Genomic DNA, 23,801 nt, shown 5'->3' on the forward strand with positions numbered 1-23,801 from the left:
TGCGGATGAAATGCATTCAGCACGGATGAAACGGCATCAGCCTGGAACCTGTTATGCGTTTTAGATAACGTTTTACTGACTATCTGCTGTTTATTTTCTGTCTGGGGCAGCTTTCACGAGCCCACCACGGGCTTTCATCGCGTCCGGCCCGCATCGTGCGCCAGGCGAGCCCGTCATTCATCGGCGTGCGCTGCACGTGGTCAGCGTTTACGGCATTTCATCGCATCAGCTGCGTGCGGCAAGCACGCCTGACTATAGTGGCCGCACTTTATTCACCGGAATTTCAAGCGTCATGCTGGCAGCCACGCTCACCGGCGTCACCCGGACCTATGGCAGCGGCCCCGCCGCCGTCCCGGCGTTACGCGACGTCACACTTCGCCTTGCGAGCAACCGCTTCACGGTACTCAGCGGCCCATCGGGTAGCGGCAAGACCACGGTGCTCAACCTGCTGGGCTGTATCGATTCACCCGACGCGGGCGAAGTCGTCGTCGCCGGATACGCGCTCAACACGCTGCGCGATGCGGCGCTGGCGGATTTCCGGGCGCGCCATCTCGGCTTTATTTTTCAGTCGTTCAATTTGATTCCGGTGCTCAGCGCTGACGAGAATGTCGAATATCCCCTCACCCTGCTAGGCTGGCGCCGTGCCGCCCGGCGCGCACGCGTGCGCGAACTGCTGCATGCGGTGGGGCTGGACGCCCATCGCGCGCGCCGCCCAGGCGAGCTGTCTGGCGGGCAACGGCAGCGTGTCGCCATTGCTCGCGCGCTAGTGGCCGAACCCGCCCTGGTGCTGGCCGATGAACCCACCGCTAATCTCGACAGCGCCACCGGCCTGGAAATCCTCGCCCTGATGCGGCGCTTGCAGCGGCAGTACGCGACAACCTTCGTGTTCTCCTCGCACGACCCGCAGGTACTGTCCTGCGCGGACGACATCATCCGTATCCGCGATGGCCAGATCGTCGCGCCGGATAGCGCTCCTGCCGTTCCTGCCGTTCCTGCCGTTCCTGCCGACACGATCATCGCGCCGGACCTCAGCGCCGCCTGCCGCGCCGCCCATCCCGCCCCCCGCGCGCAACACGAGGCCCAACTGTCATGAACGTGCTCGCGCTGGCGTGGCGCAACCTGTGCCGCAATCCGCGCCGTATGGCCGCGGCGCTCATGACGATGGTCGTTGGCGTGGCCGCGTTGCTGCTGTTCGGCGGTTACGCGCGCGGCATCCACTACGGCCTCGAAACCAGCTTCGTGCGCAGCGGCGGGCAATTGCAGGTTCAGCATCGCGGCTACTTTCTGTATGGCAGCGGCGACCCGCTCGCATATGGCATACGCGATTACCTGAGCATCGTGAGGCGTTTGCGTACCGATCCGGTCCTTGCACCGTTGCTCAGTGTCGTGACCCCAGTGCTCGCCGTGGAGGGCATCGCGGGGAATTTTCGCGCTGGGGTGTCGCGCACCGTCGCGGGGCTGGGCGTGGAAGTGGCTGAACAAAACCGCTTGCGGCTATGGAACGACTATCGCTTTTCCGAGCCCGCCGCGCAGTTGGGCTTAAGCGGCAGCGCCGACGACGCCATCGTCACGGGTAGCGGTGTGGCCCGCGTGCTGCGTTTATGCGGCGCGGCGAACCTGCCGCGTTGCGTGAACACCGTCCATGCCGCCGCGACCGTCGATGGCGTCGATGGCGGCGATGGCGTCGATGACACCGCAGCCGCCGATGGCGCAAAACGGGTGCAGGGCTCGATGCCGGGCACGGCGCATGGCGTGCCGGTGGCGCAGCCCCCGCAGCCTGTTATCCAGCCCGCCGATATCACCTGGCTGGCCGCCGCTGAAGCGCAACACAACGCGTCCCAACGCGCACAGGAAAGCACGGACAGCGCACGGCTCCAGTTACTGGTTGCCAATGCCTACGGCGCGCCGGACGTCGCCGACCTGAAGGTGATTCGCATGGAGCGAAAAGCCGTGAAAGAACTCGACGACACGTTTGTGCAGATGCATCTGCAACGCGCGCAACAACTGGTGTATGGCGACGAGCGCCCTCAGGTCACTTCAATCATCGTGCAGTTGCATCACACGGCGGATATGGCGCTGGCGCGCGCAAGAATGCGTAGTTTGCTCGGGCACGAAGCCCTCGATGTGCTTGACTTCAAAACCCTGAACCCGCAGTACGGGCAAATCACCGGCATGTTTCGCGCGGTCTTCGGTTTTATCGCCCTGCTGATTGCGACGATCGTGCTGTTTACGGTGAGCAATACGATGAACCTGGCGGTGCTTGAGCGCACGGTCGAAATCGGCACGCTGCGCGCCCTCGGCATGCGGCGCGCCACGCTGCTGCGCATGTTCATGTTCGAAGGCCTGTTGCTAGGCCTGTGCAGCGCGGTGCTGGGCGTGCTGCTGGCACTGCTGGTCGCGGCGCTGGTGAATCGCGCAGGCTGGCACTGGACACCGCCGGGGCAGTTGCAACCCGTTGCGCTGAACTTGCGCATCTGGGGCGAGACCCCGATGCTCGCGCCCATCTGTCTGGCCGTGATCGTCGTGGCGCTGGTGTCATCGTGCTGGCCCGCGGCACGGGCAGTGCGCCTGAACATCGTTCAGGCCTTGCATGTCGCTTGAATTTCGCTTGAGGTCTGATTCAAGCGCTTGTGTTTCGCCTACGAGCCAAAAAAAGAATGGAACGCACCACACACGTGCAACCCCAAAGCCTGAGAAGAGAGCCGCCATGAAGAACCGCTTCCACCCGCCCGGCCAGCCGTCCCTGCGCGGGCCTGACGCAATACGTGCCATGCGCGGTGCAATGCATGCCATGCGTGCAAAACGCGTCACACCTCACCACGCCACACGCATCACGCTCCGGGAATCGCTGGCACGCCTGGCCACGTTAGCGGCGGCCACCCTTTCCTTCGCGCTCATCGCCGCCCTTCTGGCGGCCCCCATCCCGGCTCAGGCAACGAACCCACTGGCGCAGCCCGCCACGCCATCCCAGCCGCTTTCCGCCCAGCAACTGCTTGCCGCGAGCGATGCCTGCCGCAATCCAGGCAAGCCTTTCAGCCTTGTCACGACGCTGCTCGAATTCAGAAACGGTATTGCCACCGCCACCGATGTCCTGGCGGTGTATTCGAGCGTCAACCCCGCCGATGGACAGTTTCGCAGCCTGGTGCGGTTCGATGCCCCCGCGCGCGATCACGGCAAGCTGCTGCTGAAAAATGGCAACGATCTCTGGTTCTACGATCCCGCCAGCCAGGCCAGCGTGCGCATTTCGCCGCGCCAGCGCCTTTTGGGGCAGGCTGCGAATGGCGACGTCGTCAGCACGAATCTCGCGCTGGATTACGACGCCACGCTCGCCGGTGACGACAACATCACCGATGGCGAACATCAATTGCGCCACTGCGACAAGCTCGCGTTGCGTGCCCGCGATCCGGAGGTCACCTATCACGCGATCGACCTCTGGCTCGATGCGCAGAGCCATCAGCCCATCAAGGCACGCTTTTACGCGGCAAGCGGCAACCTGCTGAAAACCGCTTATTACCGCCATTTCCAACTCGCGCTCGGCACCCTGCGCCCAAGCGAAATCGTCATCATTGATGGCCTCGATCCGGCCTGGGTCACCGTGATGCGCTACAGCCACTACGCTTCACGCCCGCTCCCCGACGAATGGTTCCAGCGCGCGTATCTGCCGCATTTCCAGCCCGGCTGAGCGCGGCACGGCCCGCCGATGCCCTGAGCTCATCGCCCGCCAAACCGCCCGCTGCATCACCTGGCATCACCCGGCATCACCCGGCATCACCCGGCATCACCTGGCATCACCAACCACCAACCACCAACCGGCTCCTCCAGCCTGACTCACGCCGTTCAACAGGCCTACTTTCCTTCGCTTCGTGTTTTTATTCATGCCGTCTTTTCTGCTGGCCGCGCTCGCGCTGCTGTGTTGCCTCGTGTCGAGCCGGGTTCTCGCCGCGGACGATCAAGCCGCACTCGATCTGGCTGACCGCCTCGCCCAGCCGCCGCTCCAGCCCACGGCCGCCCCGACCGACACGACGGCGGCGCGTGACTGGAAAATCGCCTTCGAAACCGCCGTCGCCCATTACAACGCCGCCCATCCGAGCCGCCCGGCCGCACTCAACGACACCTTGCGCGCCTCGCTGACACTCACCTATGACCACGCCCTCAATACCCGCTGGCGCGTGCGGCTGGCGGATCAGCTCGATAGCGGCTGGCGCGCGGACAGCACGCTCGACGGCAGCTCGCGCGGCACCCCAGGCGGGGGCCCCACCCGCGCGCTTAATACACTGCGCGAGGCCTACATCAGTTGGCAGCCGACGACGCTCTGGAGCCTCGACGCAGGCCGCATCAACCAGCGCGAAGGTGTCGCCACAGGTTTCAATCCCACGGATTTTTTCAAGGTTCATGCGCTGCGCTCGGTGATCTCGATCGATCCGGCCAGCCTGCGCGAGAACCGCCAGGGCACGGTCATGCTGCGCGGCCAGCGCGTGTGGGAGGGCGGTGCACTCACCGCCTTGATCGCGCCCGCGCTGGCCCCGGCGGCAAGCGGCAACAGCAACGGCAGCGGCAGCGGCAGCAACGGCATCTTCAACCCCGACTTCGCCGCGACCAATGGGCTCACGCGCTATCTGCTCAGCGCCACGCAACGGCTCACGCCGAACCTGGCGCCGGAATTCCTGTTGTATGGCGGCACAGGCCTTGAGCCGCAGTTCGGTGTGAATCTGAGCGGCTTGCTCGACGAGGCCAGCGTCGCCTTCGCCGAATACGCGCTGGGCCGGGCCACACCGCTCGCCCGTTTGCCTGACGAGGCGGCCCACGTGCGGCACACGTATTCGAAACTCGCCACCGGGCTCACGCACACCTGGAACAGCAACCTCGCGGTGACTTTCGAATACGACTACGATGGCGCGGCGGCGGACCGCTCGACCTGGCAGCAACTCACGCAAGCGCCTGTCGCCCTGGCCGCTTACCGCCAGGCGGCCGCCACGGCCCAGGAGCTGCCCACACGCCAGTCACTGTTTCTTTATGCAAGCTGGAACGATATCGGGCTGCGGCACCTCGGGCTGCTTGCGATGGCGCGCTACAGCCTGATCGAACATAGCTATTTCACCTGGTTCGAGACGCGCTACCATTGGCCGCGCACCGAAGTCGCACTGCAATGGCAAGCCAGCTATGGTGCCTCGCACAGCGCGTATGGCGCAGCGGCGCAAAAGCAGATCGTGCAGGCCCTCTTTCTGGTCTACTTCTAGCCTCATGCAGAAAAAGCCCCTATTCATGTCCTTACCCAGCAACCCGCGCCGCGATAACGAACCGCAACTGCTCACGCGCGTGTTTTTGCTGAACTGCCTGATCGGCTTGTGCTTCTGGCTCAGCGGACGCGAGGCGCCGCTCTTTTCCTATTTGATCGTCGCCAACGCCATCGGCTTTAGCGCCTGGCTGCTGAGCACGCTCTTCGGCATGTTCACGCGAGTGCGGCTAGCGCTGCCGGTGCGCGTGCTGATCGTCGCGCCACTCGCCGTGGTCACCGGCGTTCAGGTTGCCGCGTTGCTGGGCGGCCACGAGCCGCCCCTGCTATCGCATTTCAAGCTCACGCGCTGGGCCTCGTTTGTCCCGACGTTCCTGATCGTCGGCATCGCCTGCGCCTTCGCCTCGGTCTTCGTCCAGTCGCTCAAGGTCCGCGCCGCACTCGAAAAACAGCGCCGCGAAGCCGCCGAGCTACGCCAGTCCGAAACCGCCGCACGTCTCGCCTTGCTGCAAGCACAGATCGAACCGCACTTTCTGTTCAACACCCTCGCCAACGTGCGCAGCCTGATCGAACGCGATCCGCCTGCGGCTTCGGCCATGCTGGACAACCTCAACCGTTATTTGCGCGCCAGCCTCGGGCGCACACGCAAACCGGTGTCATCGCTAGAAGAAGAGCTGGAACTGATCGACGCGTTGCTGTCGATTGCGATCATGCGGCTGGGCAACCGGCTGCGCTACACCATCACGCTGCCCCCTGAGTTGCGTCAGTTACCGCTGCCGCCGCTGCTGCTACAGCCGCTGGTCGAAAACGCGCTGATTCATGGCGTCGAGCCCTCCATCGATGGTGGCGAAATCCACGTCGATATCGAACGCGAAGCCGGCATGCTGCGGCTGCGCGTGGTGGATTCTGGCGTCGGCTTGAGCCGCGCCAGCAAGCTGTATGGCGGCGTCGGGTTATCGAATGTGCGCGCCCGGCTGGCGACGCTCTATGGCGGCGCGGCCTATCTTTCTATAGAGTCCAACCCGATGCGCGGTGTCACCGCGCAACTTCTGATTCCGCTGCAATGACATGCCCACCGCCCTGATCGCCGACGACGAACCCAATCTCGCCATCGAACTCGCCTCGCGCCTGACGCAATTCTGGCCCGAACTGCAGATCATCTCGATGCCACGCAACGGCATCGACGCGCTCGCCGAGCTCAACGCGCAGCAACCGGATTTCGCCTTCCTCGATATCCGCATGCCGGGGCTGGATGGCTTGCAGATCGCGCGTTCGGTGCCGCACATGCAGATCGTCTTCGTCACGGCCTACGACGAATACGCCGCCCGCGCCTTCGATACCTCGGCCATCGATTACCTGATGAAGCCGCTGACCGATGAGCGGCTGCTCAAATGCATCACCCGGCTGCAACGCGGCGGCCGCATGCCGGCCGACAGCCGCGAAGCCGCCGCGGCCAGTGCGCCACGCGAGGAAGCGCCGATCCGCTGGCTCGCCGTCGGCTACCGCGATGCCACACGGCTCGTGGCGATCGACGACGTGATCTACTTCCAGGCCACCGACAAATACACCGAAGTCGTAACCGCCGGGCATCGCCATGTGATCCGCACGCCGCTCAAGGAACTGCTGCCGCGGCTAGATGCCGCACATTTCGTGCAGGTGCATCGCAGCGTGATCGTGGCGCTGGCGCAGATCGACCGGGTGGAGCGTGATCTGCTGGGCCGCTCGCGCATTCATTTGCGCGAGCGCAGCGAAACGCTGCCGGTCAGCCGGGGCTATGTCAGCCTGTTTCGCCAGATGTGAAGCACGAGGCCAGTGGGCCGCCTGTGTCAAGCTAGGGCTTTGGCCGTGTCCCATTGACATGGCGCCGTCACGCAAACCCGTCACGCAAACCTGAGGCAACCCGAGGCAATCATGGCTGACACCGATCATTCCAGGCACTCCGGACGCACTGCATCCGCCCCTCCCGCGATGAGCGCGCAACCGTTCTCGCTCGACGTCATGCTCGAAAAATACGCCAAGGGCGTCGAGCAAACCGCCGACGATATTTATCTCCGCGTGGCCCAAGGGGTCGCGCAAGCCGAGTCCCCTGAGTTGCGCGCGGCCACGGCCGCGCGCTTCGCCGATAACCTGCGCCATGGCGCGCTGGGCGCGGGCCGCATCATGAGCGCGGCGGGCACCGGCATTGCCGCCACGCTGATCAACTGCTTCGTGCAGCCGGTCGGCGACAGCATCCAGGGCACGGACGACGACGGGCTGCCCGGTATCTATGTCGCGCTGCTCGAAGCCGCCGAGACCATGCGCCGGGGCGGCGGCGTCGGTTATAACTTCTCCGCGATCCGGCCCAAGGGGGCCCGCGTGCATACGACGCACTCCGCCGCCTCGGGCCCGTGCAGCTATATCGATGTGTTCGACGCCTCGTGCCGTACCGTCGAAAGCGCGGGCTCACGGCGCGGCGCGCAAATGGCGGTGCTCGACTGCGATCATCCGGACCTGCTCGAATTCATCGAAGCCAAGCATCTGAAGGGACGCTGGAACAATTTCAATATCTCGGTCGCGGTGAGCGACGCCTTCATGCGCGCGGTCGAAGCCGATGAGGTTTGGCCTCTGGTACATCGCGCCGCGCCCTCACCGGCCCTGCTCGCGGCCAGTGGCATGCGCCAGCGTGACGACGGCAAGTGGATTTATGCGGAGCCCGCGGCACGTATGCTCTGGGAGCGCATCATGCGTTCCACCTACGAGATCGCGGAGCCTGGCGTCGTCTTCATCTCGCGCATGAACGAAGACAACAACCTGCGTGCGCTCGAAACCATTCGCGCCACCAACCCCTGCGGCGAGCAGCCGCTGCCCGCGTATGGCTGCTGCAACCTCGGGCCGCTGAACCTGACGCGCTTCGTGCTGGATCCCTTCGCGCAACGCCACGGCGGCAAGCCGGGCTTCGACTGGGACGCGCTGGCGGCGCGCACCGCCACCCAGGTGCGCTTTCTCGACAATGTGCTGGACGTGACGCTCTGGCCGCTGCCCGCGCAGCAGGCCGAAGCGCAGGCGAAACGGCGCATCGGCGTGGGCTTCACGGGGCTGGGCGACACCCTGGTGATGCTTGGCTTGCGCTACGACACCGAGGACGGGCGCGCGTTCGCGGTGCGCATCGCGCGTTGCATGCGCGATGCGGCTTATCGCGCCTCGGTCGAACTCGCGCAAGAACGCGGCGCCTTCCCGCTATTCGATGCCGAACGCTATCTGGAGCCGGGCACCTTCGCCTCGCGCCTGCCGGACGACTTGCAGCAGGCCATCCGCTGTCACGGCATCCGCCATAGCCATCTGCTGTCGGTCGCGCCGACCGGCACCGTGAGCCTGGCGTTCGCCGACAACGCCTCGAACGGCATCGAGCCCGCCTTCTCCTGGACCTACACACGCATGAAAGTAATGGCCGATGGCAGCCGCGAATCCTTCGCCGTCGAAGATTACGCATACCGCCTCTATCGTGAGCTGGGCGGGGATGTCACGGCCTTGCCGCCGTATTTCGTCAGCGCGCTGGAGATGTCCGCACACGACCATCTGCACATGATGGCGGCCGTGCAACCCTATATCGACACGTCGATCTCGAAGACCGTCAACGTCGCGGCGGATTATCCCTTCGACGCCTTCGAGAGCTTGTATTTCGATGCCTGGAAAAGCGGCCTGAAAGGGCTCGCCACCTATCGTCCGAATGCCACGCTGGGCGCCGTGCTGAGCGTGACGCCTACGGCCCAGGATGACGCGCAGGCCGATGCCCAGGCACTAGCGAATCTCGATCCACTGCGAATCGCCATCGATCACCGGCCGCGCGGCGAGTTGCCCGCGATCATCGAGAAAGTCGAATACCTGACCCAGGCGGGGAAAAAATCGTTGTATGTCGCGGTGTCGTTCATGGAGGTAACGGGGCGCATTGGCAGCGAAGAGATGACCATTGCGCGCCCTATCGAGTTTTTTATCCCGGTGGGACAGCGTGACGAATCGCAGCAATGGATCACGGCGACGATGCGCTCACTGTCGCTAGCGGCGCGCGGCGGCTTTGTCGCACGCAATCTGCAGGACTTGCGCAAGGTTTCGTGGGATCGCGGCCCGGTGCGCCTCGGTGAGGTACGCCGGCTGGACGGACAACGCGCACCGCGCTGGCACGATTCGGAGGTCGCGGCGCTGGCTTATGCGATCCAGCAGATCTTGCACCGCCGGGGGTTTCTCGATGAAGAAGGCAACCAGGTGCCGTCGCGGCGGCTCTCGCGCTTGCCGCGCGGCGTGCTGAACGAGCCCGTGCCAGCCGATGCGCCGCTCACGGAACACGTGCAGCGGGACGAGCCACCGGGCGATGAGGCTTTATCGGGCACCTACGCGCTCCACGCGATGGCGGGCCGCCCCTGTCACACCTGCGGCGCGCATGCGGTCATTCGTAAAGATGGCTGTGATTTTTGTACGGCTTGCGGAGAAACCGGGGCGTGTGGTTAGTGCGGTTAATGCGGTTAGTGCGATTGAACAGGTCAGAGGCCAGGGGTCAGAGGTCAGGAGCCAGGCCCCTGGCCTCACGCTGGCGGGCAAGAGCGCACGCGCACGCTACGCCGCCAGCAAGCCATGCGGGTCGATCACGAACTTGCGTGGCGCGCCGCCATCGAACTGGCGGTAGCCCTCGGGGGCTTCGTCGAGCGACACCACGGTAACGTTGACGATCTCCGCAATCGGCAGCCGGTCCCACAAGATCGCCTGCATCAGGTTGCGGTTGTACTTCATCACCGGCGTCTGCCCGGTATGCAACGAATGCGACTTGGCCCAGCCCAGGCCAAAACGGAGGCTCAGACTGCCCTGCCGCGCGGCCGCATCCGCGGCGCCGGGGTCGTCGGTCACATAAAGCCCGGGAATGCCGATCGCCCCGGCCACGCGCGTAACCTCCATCAGCGAGTTCAGCACGGTGGCGGGGGCTTCTTCGTGATGTCCCTGGCGGCCATGGCCATGTGCTTCAAACCCCACGCAATCCACCGCGCAATCGATTTCTGGCTGGCCGAGAATCTGCGCGATCTGTTCGCCGAGCGTTGCATCGCGTGCCAAATCCACCGTTTCGAAGCCCACGGCACGCGCATGCGCCAGGCGTGCCTCATTCATGTCACCGACGATGGTGCAAGCCGCGCCGAGCAACCGGGCAGATGCGGCCGCCGCCATCCCGACCGGCCCCGCACCGGCGATATAAACCGTCGCGCCAGGCTTGACGCCCGCCATCACCGCGCCGTGATAACCCGTGGGCAGGATATCGGAGAGGCAAGTCAAATCGCGGATCTTCGCCATCGCCCGGTCACGGTCAGGGAATTTCAGCAAGTTGAAGTCGGCATACGGCACCATCACGTACTCCGCCTGGCCGCCAATCCAGCCCCCCATATCGACATAGCCATAGGCACCGCCCGCGCGCGACGGATTGACATTGAGGCACACGCCGGTGTGCTGTTCCTTGCAAGTCCGGCAGCGGCCACAGGCCACGTTGAAGGGCACCGAAACCAGATCGCCCAGCGCCAGGGTTTCGACGTCGCGTCCCAGCTCGATCACTTCGCCGGTAATTTCGTGCCCCAGCACGAGCCCCACTTCGGCGCTCGTGCGGCCACGCACCATGTGCTGGTCGGAGCCGCAAATATTGGTGGATACCACCCGGAGGATCACCCCATGACCGATCGCGCGGCCCCGTGGATCGACCATGCGGGGAAAGTCAAGGTTGCGTACTTCGACCCGGTTCTCGCCCAGATACACCACACCGCGATTGCTGCTCATGACCTTGTCTCCCTTCCTGTCTGGCTCTGGCGCTGCGCGCCGTTGTGCATGGGTGGCCTGAGCGCCGCCCGCATGCCCGATGAACCGCGATTGCGGCTGCCCCTGAGCGTAGCGGGTCAGGCCCCGGCATCCGGGTGCCCAACCCGACGCAGGCTTTCCTCAAACCGACACGGACGCGCCATGATGATTTTCATGGTTGCGCTGAGCCAACGCTCAAGCAAAACATCCTGTATCGGGAGTATCGGGAACCGGCATCACCGCATTTGTTACTGACGTGAGCAGGTATCTTGCGTTTGTTTCATTCGAAGGGCGGCAACCACTGCCTGCAACGCTATTTTTTATTATTTTTAAATTAAAGCCCAATTCAATGATTAATTACGAAACATCCGCCTGCTATACAAAATTAAACCTGAGGGATTTTTTTGAAATCATCGAGGTCAAGCCCCACGACCTTCCGCTCTGGCATGAGGCGCAAATCACGCATGTCAAAAAAAAATTCGCCACATGGAGTCAAGCCAATCACCCGGATAAATCTGGTGCAGTAAAACATCAAGAAAGAGCAACAAATATTTTCCAGGAAGTCAATGGGGCATTTAATGCTTTTAAAAAAGGGCTTTTTCTTGCCGAACCCTCCGTATTGCGTGCCACCACGGCACAAGCCACGCCTCTCGCACTTCACTCATTCGAGCATCACATAGAGACAGTGTTCAGCAACAGAGATAAAGGCGTTCAAGATTTTTTAAAATCATTCGGGCCCTGCACGCCAGAACAAAAAAACCGGCTGTATAGCTATGTCACCGGGAAAATTGCCTCGCAATACATCATGGCGGGAGAAGACCCTGACGCCATCGCGCAACAACTGCAACTGGAAGAAAATCAAAAACACGAATTGCTTGCGTTTAAAAGCGCGCTCTCCCGGGTTATACAATTAGGCCTGATTCAGCCCAGCGGCAATCACGAAAATAGAATTCGCAGCGAATTTCAGCTTGAATATCTGGTAGGGATTTATGAGCTGATACAACAACTCTACGATTTTTCAGGCGCGGACAAGGCCGCCCAGATTTACACGGAACTGATTCAATACGGTTGCGCTGGCAATATTCAAACCGAACTCAAGGGTTTCTTCGATGCCATCGCCCTGGTTTATCGTCATGAGGCAACGACACTCCAGGCTATAGTGAAATTCGGCATCACTAGTTCTGCACCGAGAAGATATCTAAAAAGACTGCAGGACATAAAATAACCTGTCTCCACCCAGCCAGAACGAAGAAAAATCCCTGATTCTGGCGGGCCTCATGACGGTCGATGCCTATATCGAAAAATTCAAGGTGCGCGATCCCGGTCTGATCAAAGCACTACACGAAATCACGAAATCACGAAATCGCGGCAGCCAGGCTTGACTGATTCAATATCGTTAATATCGTCAGACAAACGATCCGTGCTTGACCGCGTGATGGGAGGATGCGGCACCACCCTGCTGCAACAAAAGTTTCTCCAGATCGGTGACTAACTCCCCCAGATTCTTCCGGTCGCCGTCATTAATCTCTTTCGCCGTTGCCGCCCGCAATTTGCTCAAACGAGCCAGTGCCAGCCCGAGAGACAGTTTCTCCCCCACTCCGGCTATTTCTTCATTTGATAGCCGTGCAAGCGCCTGCTTCAAAAATTCCAATTCATCCTGAATTTTTAAATCACCCCTTTCCATGGTTGTCCGGTCATTTCCTGGTTTTTGCCTGTATTTTGCAAAGCTTTCAAGCAATGTTCCTTTTTCCTGCTCCAGAACTTTAATCTCTTCCTGACTATTCTCAATGACTTTTGAAATTCCGCTTTCAAGTTGATTTTTATATTCTTGAGTCTCGTTCAATGCGCCTATTTTTTTCATCACCTCCTCGCGCGTATTAATCACATATCTTGCCTCCACCAGAGACTCCGAAACCCTGCCAAGCTCATTCTTTCTTTTTTCTTTTTCAAAATACTGCAACCGCGCATGAACCCTGGAGTAAATCTTAATAATGTTTTTATTAATTTGATAATACTCAGACGACAGAGGTACAGGACCGTCCAGTGATTTGGCACAATCCCAAAAATCATTCATGCCAAAATCCTTAAAATTAATCATAATCATTTCGAATATTTCCAGCGACGTCGTCGTGGCACTATTCTTCAAGACATGATTGAGTAACTTTGTTACCCGTTCATTTCTCTTCGTTGCCGGATCGGAATTTTTAATTAATTTCTCCCTGATCTCGGCCAGTGGCAATTGCTCCAGACTTTCAATTTGCCATGTGTCTTCATCAAAATTCTTATTAAACTCTTCAATCTTGGCTGGATTAATTTCCAGACCGCCCCGAAAATTTTTACCTCGAGGATTTTTTATATTTTTCTCAGAAAACTTCTGGCCATAATTCGATGCATGGGAACCTTGATCATTGGGCGCCACGTCAAGAATTTTTTTATCCGCTTTCGCCGGGTCCGCCGGGTTCGCCACACGTTTTGGCTGACGATCCGGTTCTATTTTAAAGCCGCGCCCAGGTATCTTGTTCACAATACAACCTTCACTAAAAATTAAAAAATATCGTTTATCCGCCCTTTTATAAACCGGGGGCCTCCACTAGGTAACGTCAGCCCCCGGACAGTTCCTCTCGCGTCCGGATTAAAGCCGCCCGGCAATCCGGGATGGAGGCCTCAGGGCCTCCGCTATACTTCGCGCTCCCCAATCCTCCTTGCTTTCCGCCATGTCCACTCCCCCTGCCTGCCCGCAATGCGCGATGGAAAACACGTATCCCGATGCGGATCATTACGTCTGCCCGGATTGCGCTTATGAATGGCCTGTCGTCGCGCCCGCTGGCGAGAATGACGGACACGATGGCCCGCCGGTCAAGGATGCCAACGGCAATGTTCTCGCCGATGGCGATGCCGTGGTACTCATCAAGGATCTGAAAGTGAAGGGCTCGTCCATCACGCTGAAGATGGGCACGAAAGTGAAGAGCATCCGCCTCGTGGGCGGCGATCATGAAGTCGATTGCAAGATGGAAGGCGGCAGCTTCATGTTAAAAGCCTGCTACCTGAAGAAAGCTCAGGCTTAAACTTAAATTTCCGTTTCCGCGCTACGCTGGCGCGCCTTCGCATTTTCACATTTCCACATTTTCTTTTCGCTGAAATTCGCCATGTCTGCTGCCCACACTCTCGCTGTTCATGACGCTGTATCGACATGCAAGGTCTGCGGCAACGCGACAGCGCTTTATGGCGTGGCGGATTTCAATAAAACTTGCGCGGAACATTGGGGACGTTATTTTCCGCTCCTGGGCGTTCCCATTTATTACCATCAGTGCAGCCACTGCGGCCTGGTTTTCACTCGCGCCTTCGATCACTGGAGCAACGACCAGTTCCGCGAGCACATCTATAACGACGATTACGTCCTGGTTGATCCGGATTATGTCGATGAGCGCCCTCGGGCACTCGCTGGCGTCATGCAGGATTTCGTTCGTCAGGCCCCACCGCTCGCGTTGCTCGACTATGGCGGTGGCAACGGCAAAATGGCCACGCTGCTCGCCGAACAGGGTCTCAATGCCCAAAGCTGGGACCCGGTGGCCAATGAAGGCCACGACCTTCCGCCACTCGCGGCGTTTGATCTGGTAAGCGCCTTTGAAGTCATGGAGCACACGCCCGATCCGCTGAAAACCGCTGGCGAGGCGCTTGGCTTTTTGCGCGAAAACGGTGCGTTGCTATTCTCGACGCTGACCATCGACCATCTGCCGCCGCAGGCCATTCATTTCTGGTACATCGCACCCCGCAATGGCCACATTTCGATTCACACAAACCGCTCGCTCGAAATCATGTTCGGTACTTTCGGCTACCGGGTTCATCACTTCAGCAATCTCTATCATCTGGCGCTGAAACAAGCCCCCGACTGGCTCATGGCTCGCCTGGACGCTCATCCTTGAAGTCCAGGCGAGGCCCCCTGGCGGGAGCCTTCCGTCTCTCTCTGCCGCTATGAGCCCGGCAGTTTCACCGGCACGGGCCGCGTCAGCAGATCGGTGTACAGGTTGAAAAAACGCGCGTTATCGAAGCGCTGCACCACCGTCATTTTCTGCAAGCCGGGAGGAGGCGAGGTGAGATACCCCGTCGATTTGCCATCGTTCGGGCCGTAGCTGGCGTTGACATCCACCCATTCCTGCGTCGTTTGCGTGGCATACGTGGGATCGATCAGATAGGCCAGGGTCAGCGTATCCCAGATGTTGGTGGTGTAAGCCGGATTGGTTTCGAAGCCGTTCTTGCCGTCATAGCCATAACCATTGAGCTGTTTGAACAGTTGCGTGATCGTGGTTTGCTTCGCCGGGTTGTGCGCGATGCTGTCGTAGACCGCCTTGTCCATCTTCACCGTGTTCGTGACGTCGAGCGGAATCACGACCTGACGGACCGGCAAGCGCAGCACCTGTTGTGCCGCCAGCGGATCGAACCACCAGTTGAATTCGGCGGTGGGGCTGGTGTTGCCCGGCACGTCGATCGCGCCGCCCATGTAGATGATTTGCTTGATGAGCGGCACGATCTCGGGATGCTGGCTCGTGGCCTGGGCGATATTGGTCAGCGGGCCAATCGCCAGAATGCTGATCTCGCCGGGATGCTGCTTGACGGTATCCACGATGAAATCCACCGCGCTCTTGCCTTGCACCTGGGTATGGCTGGCAAAGCCATCCGGAGGCGCGACCAGATCGCTGTCCGATTTCGGTTCGGGCTTGCTCCAGGCGCCGAGATAACCATCGCCCCCCGGAAACGCCAACAACTCCTGATGCACCGTGCTGAAATCGTGCGACAAGGGATAGTTCGCCCCGGCGTAGACACCGACCTGCGTTTCGATGCCGAGACGCTCCACCGCTTTCAGGGCATCGGCTACGCCCTGTTTCAACCACTGGTTGCCGCTTACCACGGTAATACCCAACACATTGACCTGGCCTGTGGCCTGCAACTGCGCGGCCATGACACCGAGCTGGCCATCGTCGCTCAGCGTGTTGTAGTCGCTATCGACGATCACCTTCGGCGCGCCTGGGTTTTCTGCCACGTGTGTTCCACCGCACCCCGCCAGCCCGGTTAAACAGGCCAGCATGACACCCCATCGCTTCATCGTATTCTCCTGTGCTGTATTGATAGATCGAGGCCGGGCCCATAAAAATAGCGGCGCATCACCGGACTGCGCCGCATTTTAATCCTGCAAGGCCTGATTTTTTACTTAAAACATGAACTTAACCAAAGGCAACAGGCATTATCAGATTTTCATATTTGAATAAAGCGTTGCATCATTATTGCCAACGCTTAATGAAATTAAACCCTGGTTCTCGTCATTGATATTCAATACGACATGATTTCCATCTGATTGCTTTACAACCGGCTTCTCATCCAGAGAATTTAATTTTATTTTCTCTTCGGCCTTCTTTTTTGCATTCGTTTGTGAACTCTCAGCGGAATTCATCTGGCTACGATAATAATTGGCGCCAAAGTGCATCATGCCACCCACCAATAATGTACTGCCAGCACCGGAACAGATAATCTCCGCCATTGACCAACCCAAGTCATGGGTCGCACAGACCGTAATCAAACCAACGATCGCCCCACCATACGCTGGGGGCGCAATGCGTTTGAGCTGTTCCGCACAGCCCTCATGATCCAGAGTGGTCTTTTTACCACCGAGCAAGCCTTTCTGATTATCGGCAGAATCAGGGCCTGGCGAATTAAAAAAGGAAGAAATTTTATAAAGCGAAGCAAAACAGGAATTAAATCCAGACATAAATCACTCACCAATGAAATTAAAATATCGGCCAATCGGACAGAGCCACGAGCGGTGCTTTAGATCAAGTTCACCTGGTCGTCTGTTAAGTAACCAGTTATCGCTCCAGGGTTCCATTTTTGCCGTCATTTTTTGCAATTTTTACCCACCCTTCATCCGCTTACCTGACGACTTCATGGCTTCATGGCCTCATGACTTCATGAACGGCTGTGCCGCGTCGAGCATGATCCGGCAACAGTAATCGGCAAAACTACGCCGCACGATCAACTCATAACGCTCGCCCAGCAACGGCACCAGCACGATCGCCGCCTTGAAATAGTGGCTCTGCGCGCATTGTCCGGGCGCCAGCACACGAGGATGCAGGTCGAGCGGACAGCCGCGCGCCAGCACCTCGCGCACGCGCTGGCCCGATGCTTCGAGCACCGTATGGCCGCTGCCGACATCCACCACCGCGGCAAACTGCCCGGCCAGCGCCTCGCGCAAGGCGGCTTCGAGCGTCGCGTGTTGCGGCTCATGCGAGCGCACCAGCCACTCGTCCGGCCCCAGCCACAGCACCTCGGCCTGTGCACCCGAGGTCACGGTATGGGTATGGGTATTGGGCGTTGCGCTTAAGTCACAGCCCGTGACGCTGTTCACGGCGCGGGTAAAAGCCGTATCGGCGGCATCGCCGCGCACAGTCACAAGGTCGAGAAACGCCCGTTCGCGCAAACAGAACTGTTTCGATGCCGCAGCCTGATGCGCGCTCAACAGCTCCGCCACCCCATCAAGCGGCGAGACCGGCTGCGGCGTCCCGGCCATGGCCTGAATGTAATCGGGCGTGCCGCCCAACGACGCATCACCGGTTTCATTCCACATGCTGGCGTGCTCCTTCAGTGTCATAGAAAACGGGGCTCGTAATCATGGCTGCGATCTGCCTGCCGTTTGCCAGCGCAACCGTGACGTGCTGCCCCATCTTGTCCAGCCCGCCCTTGACCATCGCCAGCGCAATCGAGCGCTGCAGAATCGGGCTGTAATAGCTCGATGTCACGTGCCCCAGCATCGGGGCAGTCTCACCTGTAAACGGCCCAGCCACGATCTGGCTGCCCTCCGGAATCACACATGAGGCCTCTTCGGCAAGCAGGCCCACGAACTGTTTGCGGCCTGCTTTGGCGGTATCGCTACGGGCAAGCGAGCGCTTGCCGAGACAATCCTTTGCTTGCGCCACCAGGGCGCCCATGCCCAGGTCATGGGGCGTCACCGAGCCATCGGTATCCTGACCGACGATGATGTAGCCCTTCTCCGCCCGCAGCACGTGCATGGTTTCGGTGCCGTAAGGCGTGATGCCGAACTCCGCTCCCGCCGCCATCAAGGCCTGCCACACCGCGCGCCCATAGTTGGCGGGCACGTTGACCTCATAGGCCAGCTCACCCGAGAAACTGATCCGCATCACCCGCGCGCCAACCCCGGCGACCCTGCCCGCGCGGTAGCTCATGAAGGGAAACGCGGCATTGGCAAAATCAATCTCGCTGCATACTTTTTGCAGCACCTTGCGGCTTTGCGGCCCGACCACCGCGAACGTCGCCCAGTGATCGGTCACGGAGGCAAGCCGGACTTGCAGATCCGGCCATTCGGTTTGCAACCAGCGCTCAAGCCAGCCCAGCACACGCGCCGCGCCACCGGTGGTGGTACTCATCAGGTAATGCTGCGCGGCCAGGCGCACGGTGACGCCATCGTCGAACACCATGCCGTTTTCATCGAGCATCAGGCCATAACGGCATTTGCCGACTTCGAGCTTGCTCCAGGCATTGGTGTAGACCCAGTTGAGCAATTGCGCGACATCCGGGCCCTGGAGATCGATCTTGCCCAGTGTCGAAGCATCCAGCAGGCCCACGCCATGGCGCACCGCGAGGCATTCGCGGGCCACCGCCGCGTGCAGGTCTTCATCCTCGCGCGGGTAATACCAGGGGCGCTTCCAGTGACCGACGTCCTCGAAGCGCGCACCGTGTTCGACGTGCCATTCATGGAGGCAGGTCTTGCGCACGGGATCGAGCAGTTCGCCTAGTTCTCGCCCCGCGAAAGCGCCAAATGTCACCGGTGTGTAGTTGGGGCGATAAGTCGTGGTGCCGGTTTCGGCCAAGGTCTGGCCGAGCGCTTCAGCCAGAAGCGCCATGCCATTGATATTGCCCAGCTTGCCTTGATCGGTGCCAAAGCCCAGCGCGGTATAGCGCTTCATTTGTTCGACCGCTTCGAACCCTTCGCGCGCGGCCAGCAGGATGTCGGAGGCGCAAACGTCATTCTGGAAATCCACGAACTGCTTCGGGCCACGCGTTGCGCTCTCGCGGCTGCCGATCCGCCAGAGCGGCTCAAGCGGCATGTCGCGGGTCTCGCCAACCTGCGGCGCGGTGCTCTGGGCCACGGTAAAACCCAGCGCGCGTGCCGCTTCGAGACCCGCCTCGCGCGCGAGACACATCCCGCGCGCGAGGCTAAACTCGCCTGCCGCCGCGCCGACGCTGCATTCCGCCTGGCGCGCCGGGCCGGGCACAAAGCAGGCTTTTGCGTCATGCCAGTGCGCCTTGCCGCCCGACTGCGCGAAGAGATGCAACACCGGGCTCCAACCGCCCGAGACCGCCAGCAAGTCACACGCCAGATCGGCCTGCTTCGCGCCGGTGCAACCAGGCTGCGTTTGGGTCGCGGGCGAATACGACGCGACTTCGACCGAGGCCACCTGACGCTTGCCGTGAGCCGCCAACACCACCGCGTGCTGCATCACCGTCACGCCCGCGTGCCGCGCGAGCGAAGGCAGCGTGCCATCGCTCGTGCCGCGCGGGTCAAGAACGCACACCTGGGCGCCACAGGCCTTGAGATCGAGTGCGCACTGATAGCCTGCGTCGTTGTTCGTGAAGACCACTGCGTTGCGCCCCGGCAGCACGCCATAGCGCTGCACGTAGGCCGAAACCGCCGAGGCCAGCATCACGCCAGGCAAATCGTTGTTGCCGAACACCAGGGGCCGCTCATGCGCGCCCGTAGCCAGAATCACGCGCTTCGCCCGAATCTTCCAGAGCAGCTCGCGCGGCCCCTGGCGCGCGGAAACAGGCAGGTGGTCAGTCAAGCGCTGCACCACCGTGACGAGGTTGTGGTCCTGGTAGCCGAAGGCGGTACTGCGCGTGAGGATCGTCACGTCAGGCCGTTGCGCCAGTTCAGAGGCCACTGTTTCAACCCAGTGCAAGCCGTTTTCGCCATCGATCTCAGCGTGCTGCGCCAGCAGGCTGCCGCCGAGCTCGCGTTGTTCGTCCACCAGCATCACGCGCGCACCAGCCCGCGCCGCCACCTGCGCGGCGCTCAGTCCCGCCGGGCCGCCGCCCACCACCAGCACATCGCAATGCGCGTAACACTTGTCGTACCGGTCGGCGTCGGGGGTCTCCGGGGCGCGCCCCAGGCCCGCCGCCTGACGAATCCGCGCTTCGTATTTCGGCCACCATTGACGCGGCCACATAAAGGTCTTGTAGTAAAAGCCCGCCGGCAAAAACCGGGCGAATAGCTGGTTGATCGCCAGGCGGTCGCGTTCGAGACTCGGCTGCGCATTCACGCTCGCCGCGACCAGCCCCTCGTACAACTCGACCTCGGTCGCACGCGCATTCGGCACTGTGTACGCGCCACGCTCAAGCTGCACGATTGCATTGGGCTCCTCGACGCCCGCCGTGACGATGCCGCGTGGCCGGTGATACTTGACGCTGCGCGCGACAAAATGCACGCCGTTGGCCAGCAGCGCGGAGGCCAGCGTGTCACCCTGAAACCCCTGATACGGGCGGCCATTGAACGTGAAGCTCAGCGGCCGGGTGCGATCGATGCGGCCGCCCGTGGCGAGGCGTCTCTTCTGGCTGAGGGTCATGACGTCGTGCTTCCTGTCACACCCGCAGCCACAGCGCCGGGCCTGGTGGGGCTCGTGTCGTGCTCCGCTTGAGGCGGCCGCGAAAATTTCACGTAGCCCAGAAATTCATACGTCACCGTATCGCGCAGCGCCTTGAACCAGCGGCGGCAACCCATGGCGTGCAACCACTGCTCAGCGTGCACGCCACGCGGGTTGTCGCGCATGAACAGGTACTCGCCCCACTCCTGGTCGCTGAGCGTCTCGGGGTTCAGCGGCCGCACGATATTGGCCTCGCCGCCACAGGTAAATTCAGATTCGGCGCGCGGGCCGCACCATGGACATTCGATCAGTAGCATGGAGTTCTCCATTGTTTCGTTTCTCCGTGACAGGCTAAAGGCCTGGAGCCAGAAGAAGCCGCGCTAGTGCGCCACCGCCGCCGCGCCATGTTCGTCGATCAGGTGGCCGGTATAAAAACGCTCCAGCGAGAACGGCGCATTCAGCTCATGCGGGCAATCGTGGGCGATGGTGTGAGCGAAAACCCAGCCCGACCCCGGCGTGGCCTTGAAGCCCCCAGTGCCCCAGCCGCAATTGAAGTACAAGCCCTTCACATCGGTCTTGCCGATGATCGGGCAGGCATCGGGCGAGACATCGACGATGCCGCCCCACTGCCGGTTCATGCGCACGCGCGAAAACACCGGGAACATCTCGACAATCGCCTGCAACGTGCCTTCGATGATCTGAAAACTGCCGCGCTGGCCAAAGCCGGTGTACTGGTCCACGCCCGCGCCGATCACCAGATCGCCCTTGTCGGACTGGCTGATATACGCATGCACCGCGTTGGACATCACGACCGTGTTCAGCACCGGCTTGATGGGCTCCGACACCAGCGCCTGCAAGGGATGGCTTTCTAGCGGCAAGCGCAGCCCGGCCATCTCAGCCAGTGTCGTCGTGTGGCCCGCTGCCGCCACGGCGACTTTCTTCGCGCGGATGAAACCCTTGACGGTATCGACGCCCGTCACCGCCCCGCCTTCGCGGCGAATCCCGGTCACCTGGCAATTCTGGATCAGGTCGACGCCATGCTGATCCGCACCACGGGCGAAGCCCCAGGCCACCGCGTCATGCCGCGCCACGCCAGCGCGCCGCTGTAGCGAAGCGCCCAGCACCGGATAGCGGCTCTTGAGGTTGAGCGTCGGCTCGATGGCCTTGATCTGCTCGGGCGTGATGAACTCGGCATCCACCCCATTGAGCCGGTTCGCATTGACGCGCCGCTCGGTGTCGCGCACGTCTTGCAGCGTATGCGCCAGATTCATCACGCCGCGCTGGCTGAACATCACGTTGTAGTTCAGATCTTGCGCAAGCCCCTCCCACAGCTTCATCGCCTTTTCATAGAGCCTCGCCGATTCGTCCCACAGATAATTCGAGCGCACGATCGTGGTATTGCGCGCGGTATTACCGCCGCCCAGCCAGCCTTTTTCCAGCACCGCGATATGGCGCACGCCGTGCTCTTTCGCCAGGTAATAAGCCGTCGCCAAGCCGTGCCCACCACCGCCGACCAGCACCACGTCGTATTCGCGCCGAGGCTCAGGGCTGCGCCACTGGCGCGCCCAGTTCTCGTGATACGACAACCCGTTGCGCAGCAAACTGAAGATCGAATAACGGCTCATCCGGCCCATCCCGTTCGTTAGCAGGCGATGACGTTCACGACGAGGCTGCCATGCGCTGCCGTGCGTTGTATCCCGGCGCCACTACACCCGGACAAAAGAAACGCCGATAGAACAAACCCGCCAAACATCCGGGATCGCCACGACACGCCACGTTGCGGCAGGCGATCTATACGTTTTTACGCAGGTTGCTGGCGCAAAAACGCAAGTTGTAGCGCATACGTTGCGCCACGCTTGAATACCGCTTGCCGCTTGCCGCTTGCCGCTTGCCGCGCCATGTCTCCACGCCGGTCTCCGAGCGCTGCGCTCCGTTCCGGCCAACCTTCCCGCAACCGCTCATGCCCTCACTTGCCGCTGCCGCGCCGCACCCCATGACCCTCACCGAATCGCCCACGCCTGATGCGAACCTGACGGACCTGACGAACCTGACAAGTACCGCCACCGTGCTTCCCAGCCCGCCACGCCTCCGCTTTGGCATCGTGCTGCTGCCCAACTTCACGCTGACAGCGCTTTCCGGCTTTATCGACATGCTGCGGCTTGCCGCCGACGACGGTGACGGCAGCAAGCCCGTGCGCTGCACGTGGAGCGTGATCGGCCCCTCCCTCGCTCCGGTGCGCGCAAGCTGCGGCATTCCGCTCACCCCCGAGGCCACCTTCGCCACGACCCGACCGCAAGACGCTTTCGATTACCTCGTCGTGGCAGGGGGCCTGCTGCATGCCGGGCCACAAGTTGGCGACGACACCTTGCAGTTCATTCGCGCCGCCGCCCGTGGCCACACGACACTCGTTGGCATCTGCACCGGCGCGTTCGCGCTGATGCGCGCGGGCGTGCTGGACGGCCATCGCATCTGCGTCAGCTGGTTTCATTACTGGGATTTTCTGCAGCGCTTTCCCGCCGCCGATGCCAGCGCCCTGGTGGCTGACCGTCTGTTCGTGATCGACCGGCGACGCATCACCTGCTCCGGCGGGCGCGCGACGATCGACGTCGCCGCCGCGATCCTGCTGCGCCACCTCGATCGCGCAACAGTGCAAAAAGCGCTGCGTATCTTGCTGGTGGGAGAAAGACAAACAGGTAATGCACCGCAACCCCATCCGCCAGGGCTTGAGCCTGCAACGCATCCGCTCGTCACGCGCGCGATTTTGCTGATGGAGCAGCACGTCGGGCACGCCCTGCCGCTGGAGGCGCTCGCACGCAAGCTCGATGTCTCACCGCGGCAGCTGGAGCGGCGCTTCAAGGCCGCGACCGGCAAGAGCCCACAGACCTTCGCGCGCCAGGTCCGGCTGCGCACCGCCGCCTGGCTGCTCACCCGCTCTGGACGCAGCGTGGCCGATATCGCTTCGAGCTGTGGCTTCTCGGATGCCTCGCATCTGGGACGGGAACTGCGCAAGCACTATGGCGTGCCGCCCGTGGCGTTCCGCGATCGGGGCCGGGGTGCTAGCGCAGCGGCAGCCTTACTCGATGAAACGTTTCCTGGACGCGTGAAGGTATTTTAAATAC

Annotated in this window: 20 protein-coding genes; 11 read left to right on the top strand and 9 right to left on the bottom strand. The window is 61.4% G+C overall.

Translation table 11 applies throughout. The features are described 5' to 3' along the window. Positions 1-292: 292 nt before the first annotated feature. From GH657_RS16315 to GH657_RS16345, 7 genes are all read left to right on the top strand, one after another. Positions 293-1,093, top strand: coding sequence for an ABC transporter ATP-binding protein (locus GH657_RS16315; protein WP_153102082.1), 801 nt, complete (start codon positions 293-295; stop codon positions 1,091-1,093). Continuing rightward, positions 1,090-2,601 (top strand): ABC transporter permease, encoded by a 1,512-nt coding sequence (locus tag GH657_RS16320; RefSeq protein WP_153102083.1) that lies wholly within the window; start codon positions 1,090-1,092, stop codon positions 2,599-2,601. The genes GH657_RS16315 and GH657_RS16320 overlap by 4 nt, the downstream gene beginning before the upstream one ends. Positions 2,602-2,707: 106 nt before the next feature. After that, positions 2,708-3,682, top strand: coding sequence for an outer membrane lipoprotein-sorting protein (locus tag GH657_RS16325; protein ID WP_246174200.1), 975 nt, complete (start codon positions 2,708-2,710; stop codon positions 3,680-3,682). A 193-nt stretch (positions 3,683-3,875) separates the two neighbouring features. Continuing rightward, the gene (locus GH657_RS16330; protein WP_246174201.1) at positions 3,876-5,237 is read left to right on the top strand and encodes a hypothetical protein; all 1,362 of its coding nucleotides are present in this window, start codon (positions 3,876-3,878) and stop codon (positions 5,235-5,237) included. A 25-nt stretch (positions 5,238-5,262) separates the two neighbouring features. Further along, entirely contained in the window at positions 5,263-6,300 is a 1,038-nt protein-coding gene (locus GH657_RS16335; RefSeq protein WP_174770011.1) for a sensor histidine kinase, read from the top strand. 1 nt (position 6,301) lies between these two features. Next, on the top strand, positions 6,302-7,033 hold the full coding sequence (locus tag GH657_RS16340; RefSeq protein ID WP_153102085.1) for a LytR/AlgR family response regulator transcription factor: 732 nt from the start codon (positions 6,302-6,304) through the stop codon (positions 7,031-7,033). Between the two features lie 111 nt (positions 7,034-7,144). Then, the gene (locus tag GH657_RS16345) at positions 7,145-9,715 is read left to right on the top strand and encodes an adenosylcobalamin-dependent ribonucleoside-diphosphate reductase (RefSeq protein ID WP_153102086.1); all 2,571 of its coding nucleotides are present in this window, start codon (positions 7,145-7,147) and stop codon (positions 9,713-9,715) included. Positions 9,716-9,820: 105 nt separating this feature from the next. On the opposite strand, the gene fdhA is transcribed toward GH657_RS16345, so the two are convergent. Further along, a complete protein-coding gene (fdhA, locus tag GH657_RS16350) occupies positions 9,821-11,017 on the bottom strand; it encodes a formaldehyde dehydrogenase, glutathione-independent (protein WP_153102087.1) in 1,197 nt (398 codons plus the stop codon). Between the two features lie 274 nt (positions 11,018-11,291). Here fdhA and GH657_RS16355 point away from each other — a divergent pair, with 274 nt between their 5' ends. Further along, positions 11,292-12,260: a hypothetical protein gene (locus GH657_RS16355; protein ID WP_153102088.1), complete on the top strand. Its 969-nt coding sequence runs from the start codon at positions 11,292-11,294 to the stop codon at positions 12,258-12,260. A 180-nt stretch (positions 12,261-12,440) separates the two neighbouring features. Here GH657_RS16355 and GH657_RS16360 read toward each other — a convergent pair whose 3' ends face one another. Then, positions 12,441-13,559 carry a hypothetical protein gene (locus GH657_RS16360; RefSeq protein ID WP_153102089.1) on the bottom strand — a complete coding sequence of 373 codons (1,119 nt, stop codon included), beginning with the start codon at positions 13,557-13,559 and terminating at the stop codon, positions 12,441-12,443. Between the two features lie 190 nt (positions 13,560-13,749). Between GH657_RS16360 and GH657_RS16365 the strand changes: the two genes are divergently transcribed. Next, positions 13,750-14,100 (top strand): zinc ribbon domain-containing protein YjdM, encoded by a 351-nt coding sequence (locus tag GH657_RS16365; protein WP_153102090.1) that lies wholly within the window; start codon positions 13,750-13,752, stop codon positions 14,098-14,100. An 81-nt stretch (positions 14,101-14,181) separates the two neighbouring features. Beyond that, positions 14,182-14,958 carry a class I SAM-dependent methyltransferase gene (locus GH657_RS16370; RefSeq protein WP_153102091.1) on the top strand — a complete coding sequence of 259 codons (777 nt, stop codon included), beginning with the start codon at positions 14,182-14,184 and terminating at the stop codon, positions 14,956-14,958. 47 nt (positions 14,959-15,005) lie between these two features. Here the strand turns inward: GH657_RS16370 and GH657_RS16375 are convergent, their stop codons facing one another. The 7 genes from GH657_RS16375 to GH657_RS16405 all read right to left on the bottom strand — a co-directional run bounded on the left by GH657_RS16375 (position 15,006) and on the right by GH657_RS16405 (position 22,644). Then, a complete protein-coding gene (locus GH657_RS16375) occupies positions 15,006-16,136 on the bottom strand; it encodes a nucleoside hydrolase (protein ID WP_153102092.1) in 1,131 nt (376 codons plus the stop codon). A 141-nt stretch (positions 16,137-16,277) separates the two neighbouring features. Beyond that, complete coding sequence (locus tag GH657_RS16380) at positions 16,278-16,796, bottom strand: hypothetical protein (RefSeq protein ID WP_153102093.1); 519 nt, start codon at positions 16,794-16,796, stop codon at positions 16,278-16,280. 189 nt (positions 16,797-16,985) lie between these two features. Then, complete coding sequence (locus GH657_RS16385; RefSeq protein WP_153102094.1) at positions 16,986-17,651, bottom strand: sarcosine oxidase subunit gamma; 666 nt, start codon at positions 17,649-17,651, stop codon at positions 16,986-16,988. Next, a complete protein-coding gene (locus GH657_RS16390; RefSeq protein WP_153102095.1) occupies positions 17,641-20,664 on the bottom strand; it encodes a sarcosine oxidase subunit alpha family protein in 3,024 nt (1,007 codons plus the stop codon). Before GH657_RS16390 ends, GH657_RS16385 begins: the two co-directional genes overlap by 11 nt. Continuing rightward, on the bottom strand, positions 20,661-20,999 hold the full coding sequence (locus GH657_RS16395; RefSeq protein WP_153102096.1) for a sarcosine oxidase subunit delta: 339 nt from the start codon (positions 20,997-20,999) through the stop codon (positions 20,661-20,663). The genes GH657_RS16390 and GH657_RS16395 overlap by 4 nt, the downstream gene beginning before the upstream one ends. 63 nt (positions 21,000-21,062) lie before the next feature. Beyond that, positions 21,063-22,307 (bottom strand): sarcosine oxidase subunit beta family protein, encoded by a 1,245-nt coding sequence (locus GH657_RS16400; RefSeq protein ID WP_153102097.1) that lies wholly within the window; start codon positions 22,305-22,307, stop codon positions 21,063-21,065. Positions 22,308-22,473: 166 nt separating this feature from the next. Further along, positions 22,474-22,644 carry a hypothetical protein gene (locus tag GH657_RS16405; protein WP_153102098.1) on the bottom strand — a complete coding sequence of 57 codons (171 nt, stop codon included), beginning with the start codon at positions 22,642-22,644 and terminating at the stop codon, positions 22,474-22,476. On the opposite strand from GH657_RS16405, the gene GH657_RS16410 reads away from it, so the two are divergent. Next, complete coding sequence (locus GH657_RS16410; protein ID WP_246174202.1) at positions 22,643-23,797, top strand: GlxA family transcriptional regulator; 1,155 nt, start codon at positions 22,643-22,645, stop codon at positions 23,795-23,797. The genes GH657_RS16405 and GH657_RS16410 overlap by 2 nt on opposite strands. Positions 23,798-23,801 lie beyond the last annotated feature (4 nt).

Source organism: Paraburkholderia hayleyella, assembly GCF_009455685.1.
GTDB lineage: Bacteria > Pseudomonadota > Gammaproteobacteria > Burkholderiales > Burkholderiaceae > Paraburkholderia > Paraburkholderia hayleyella.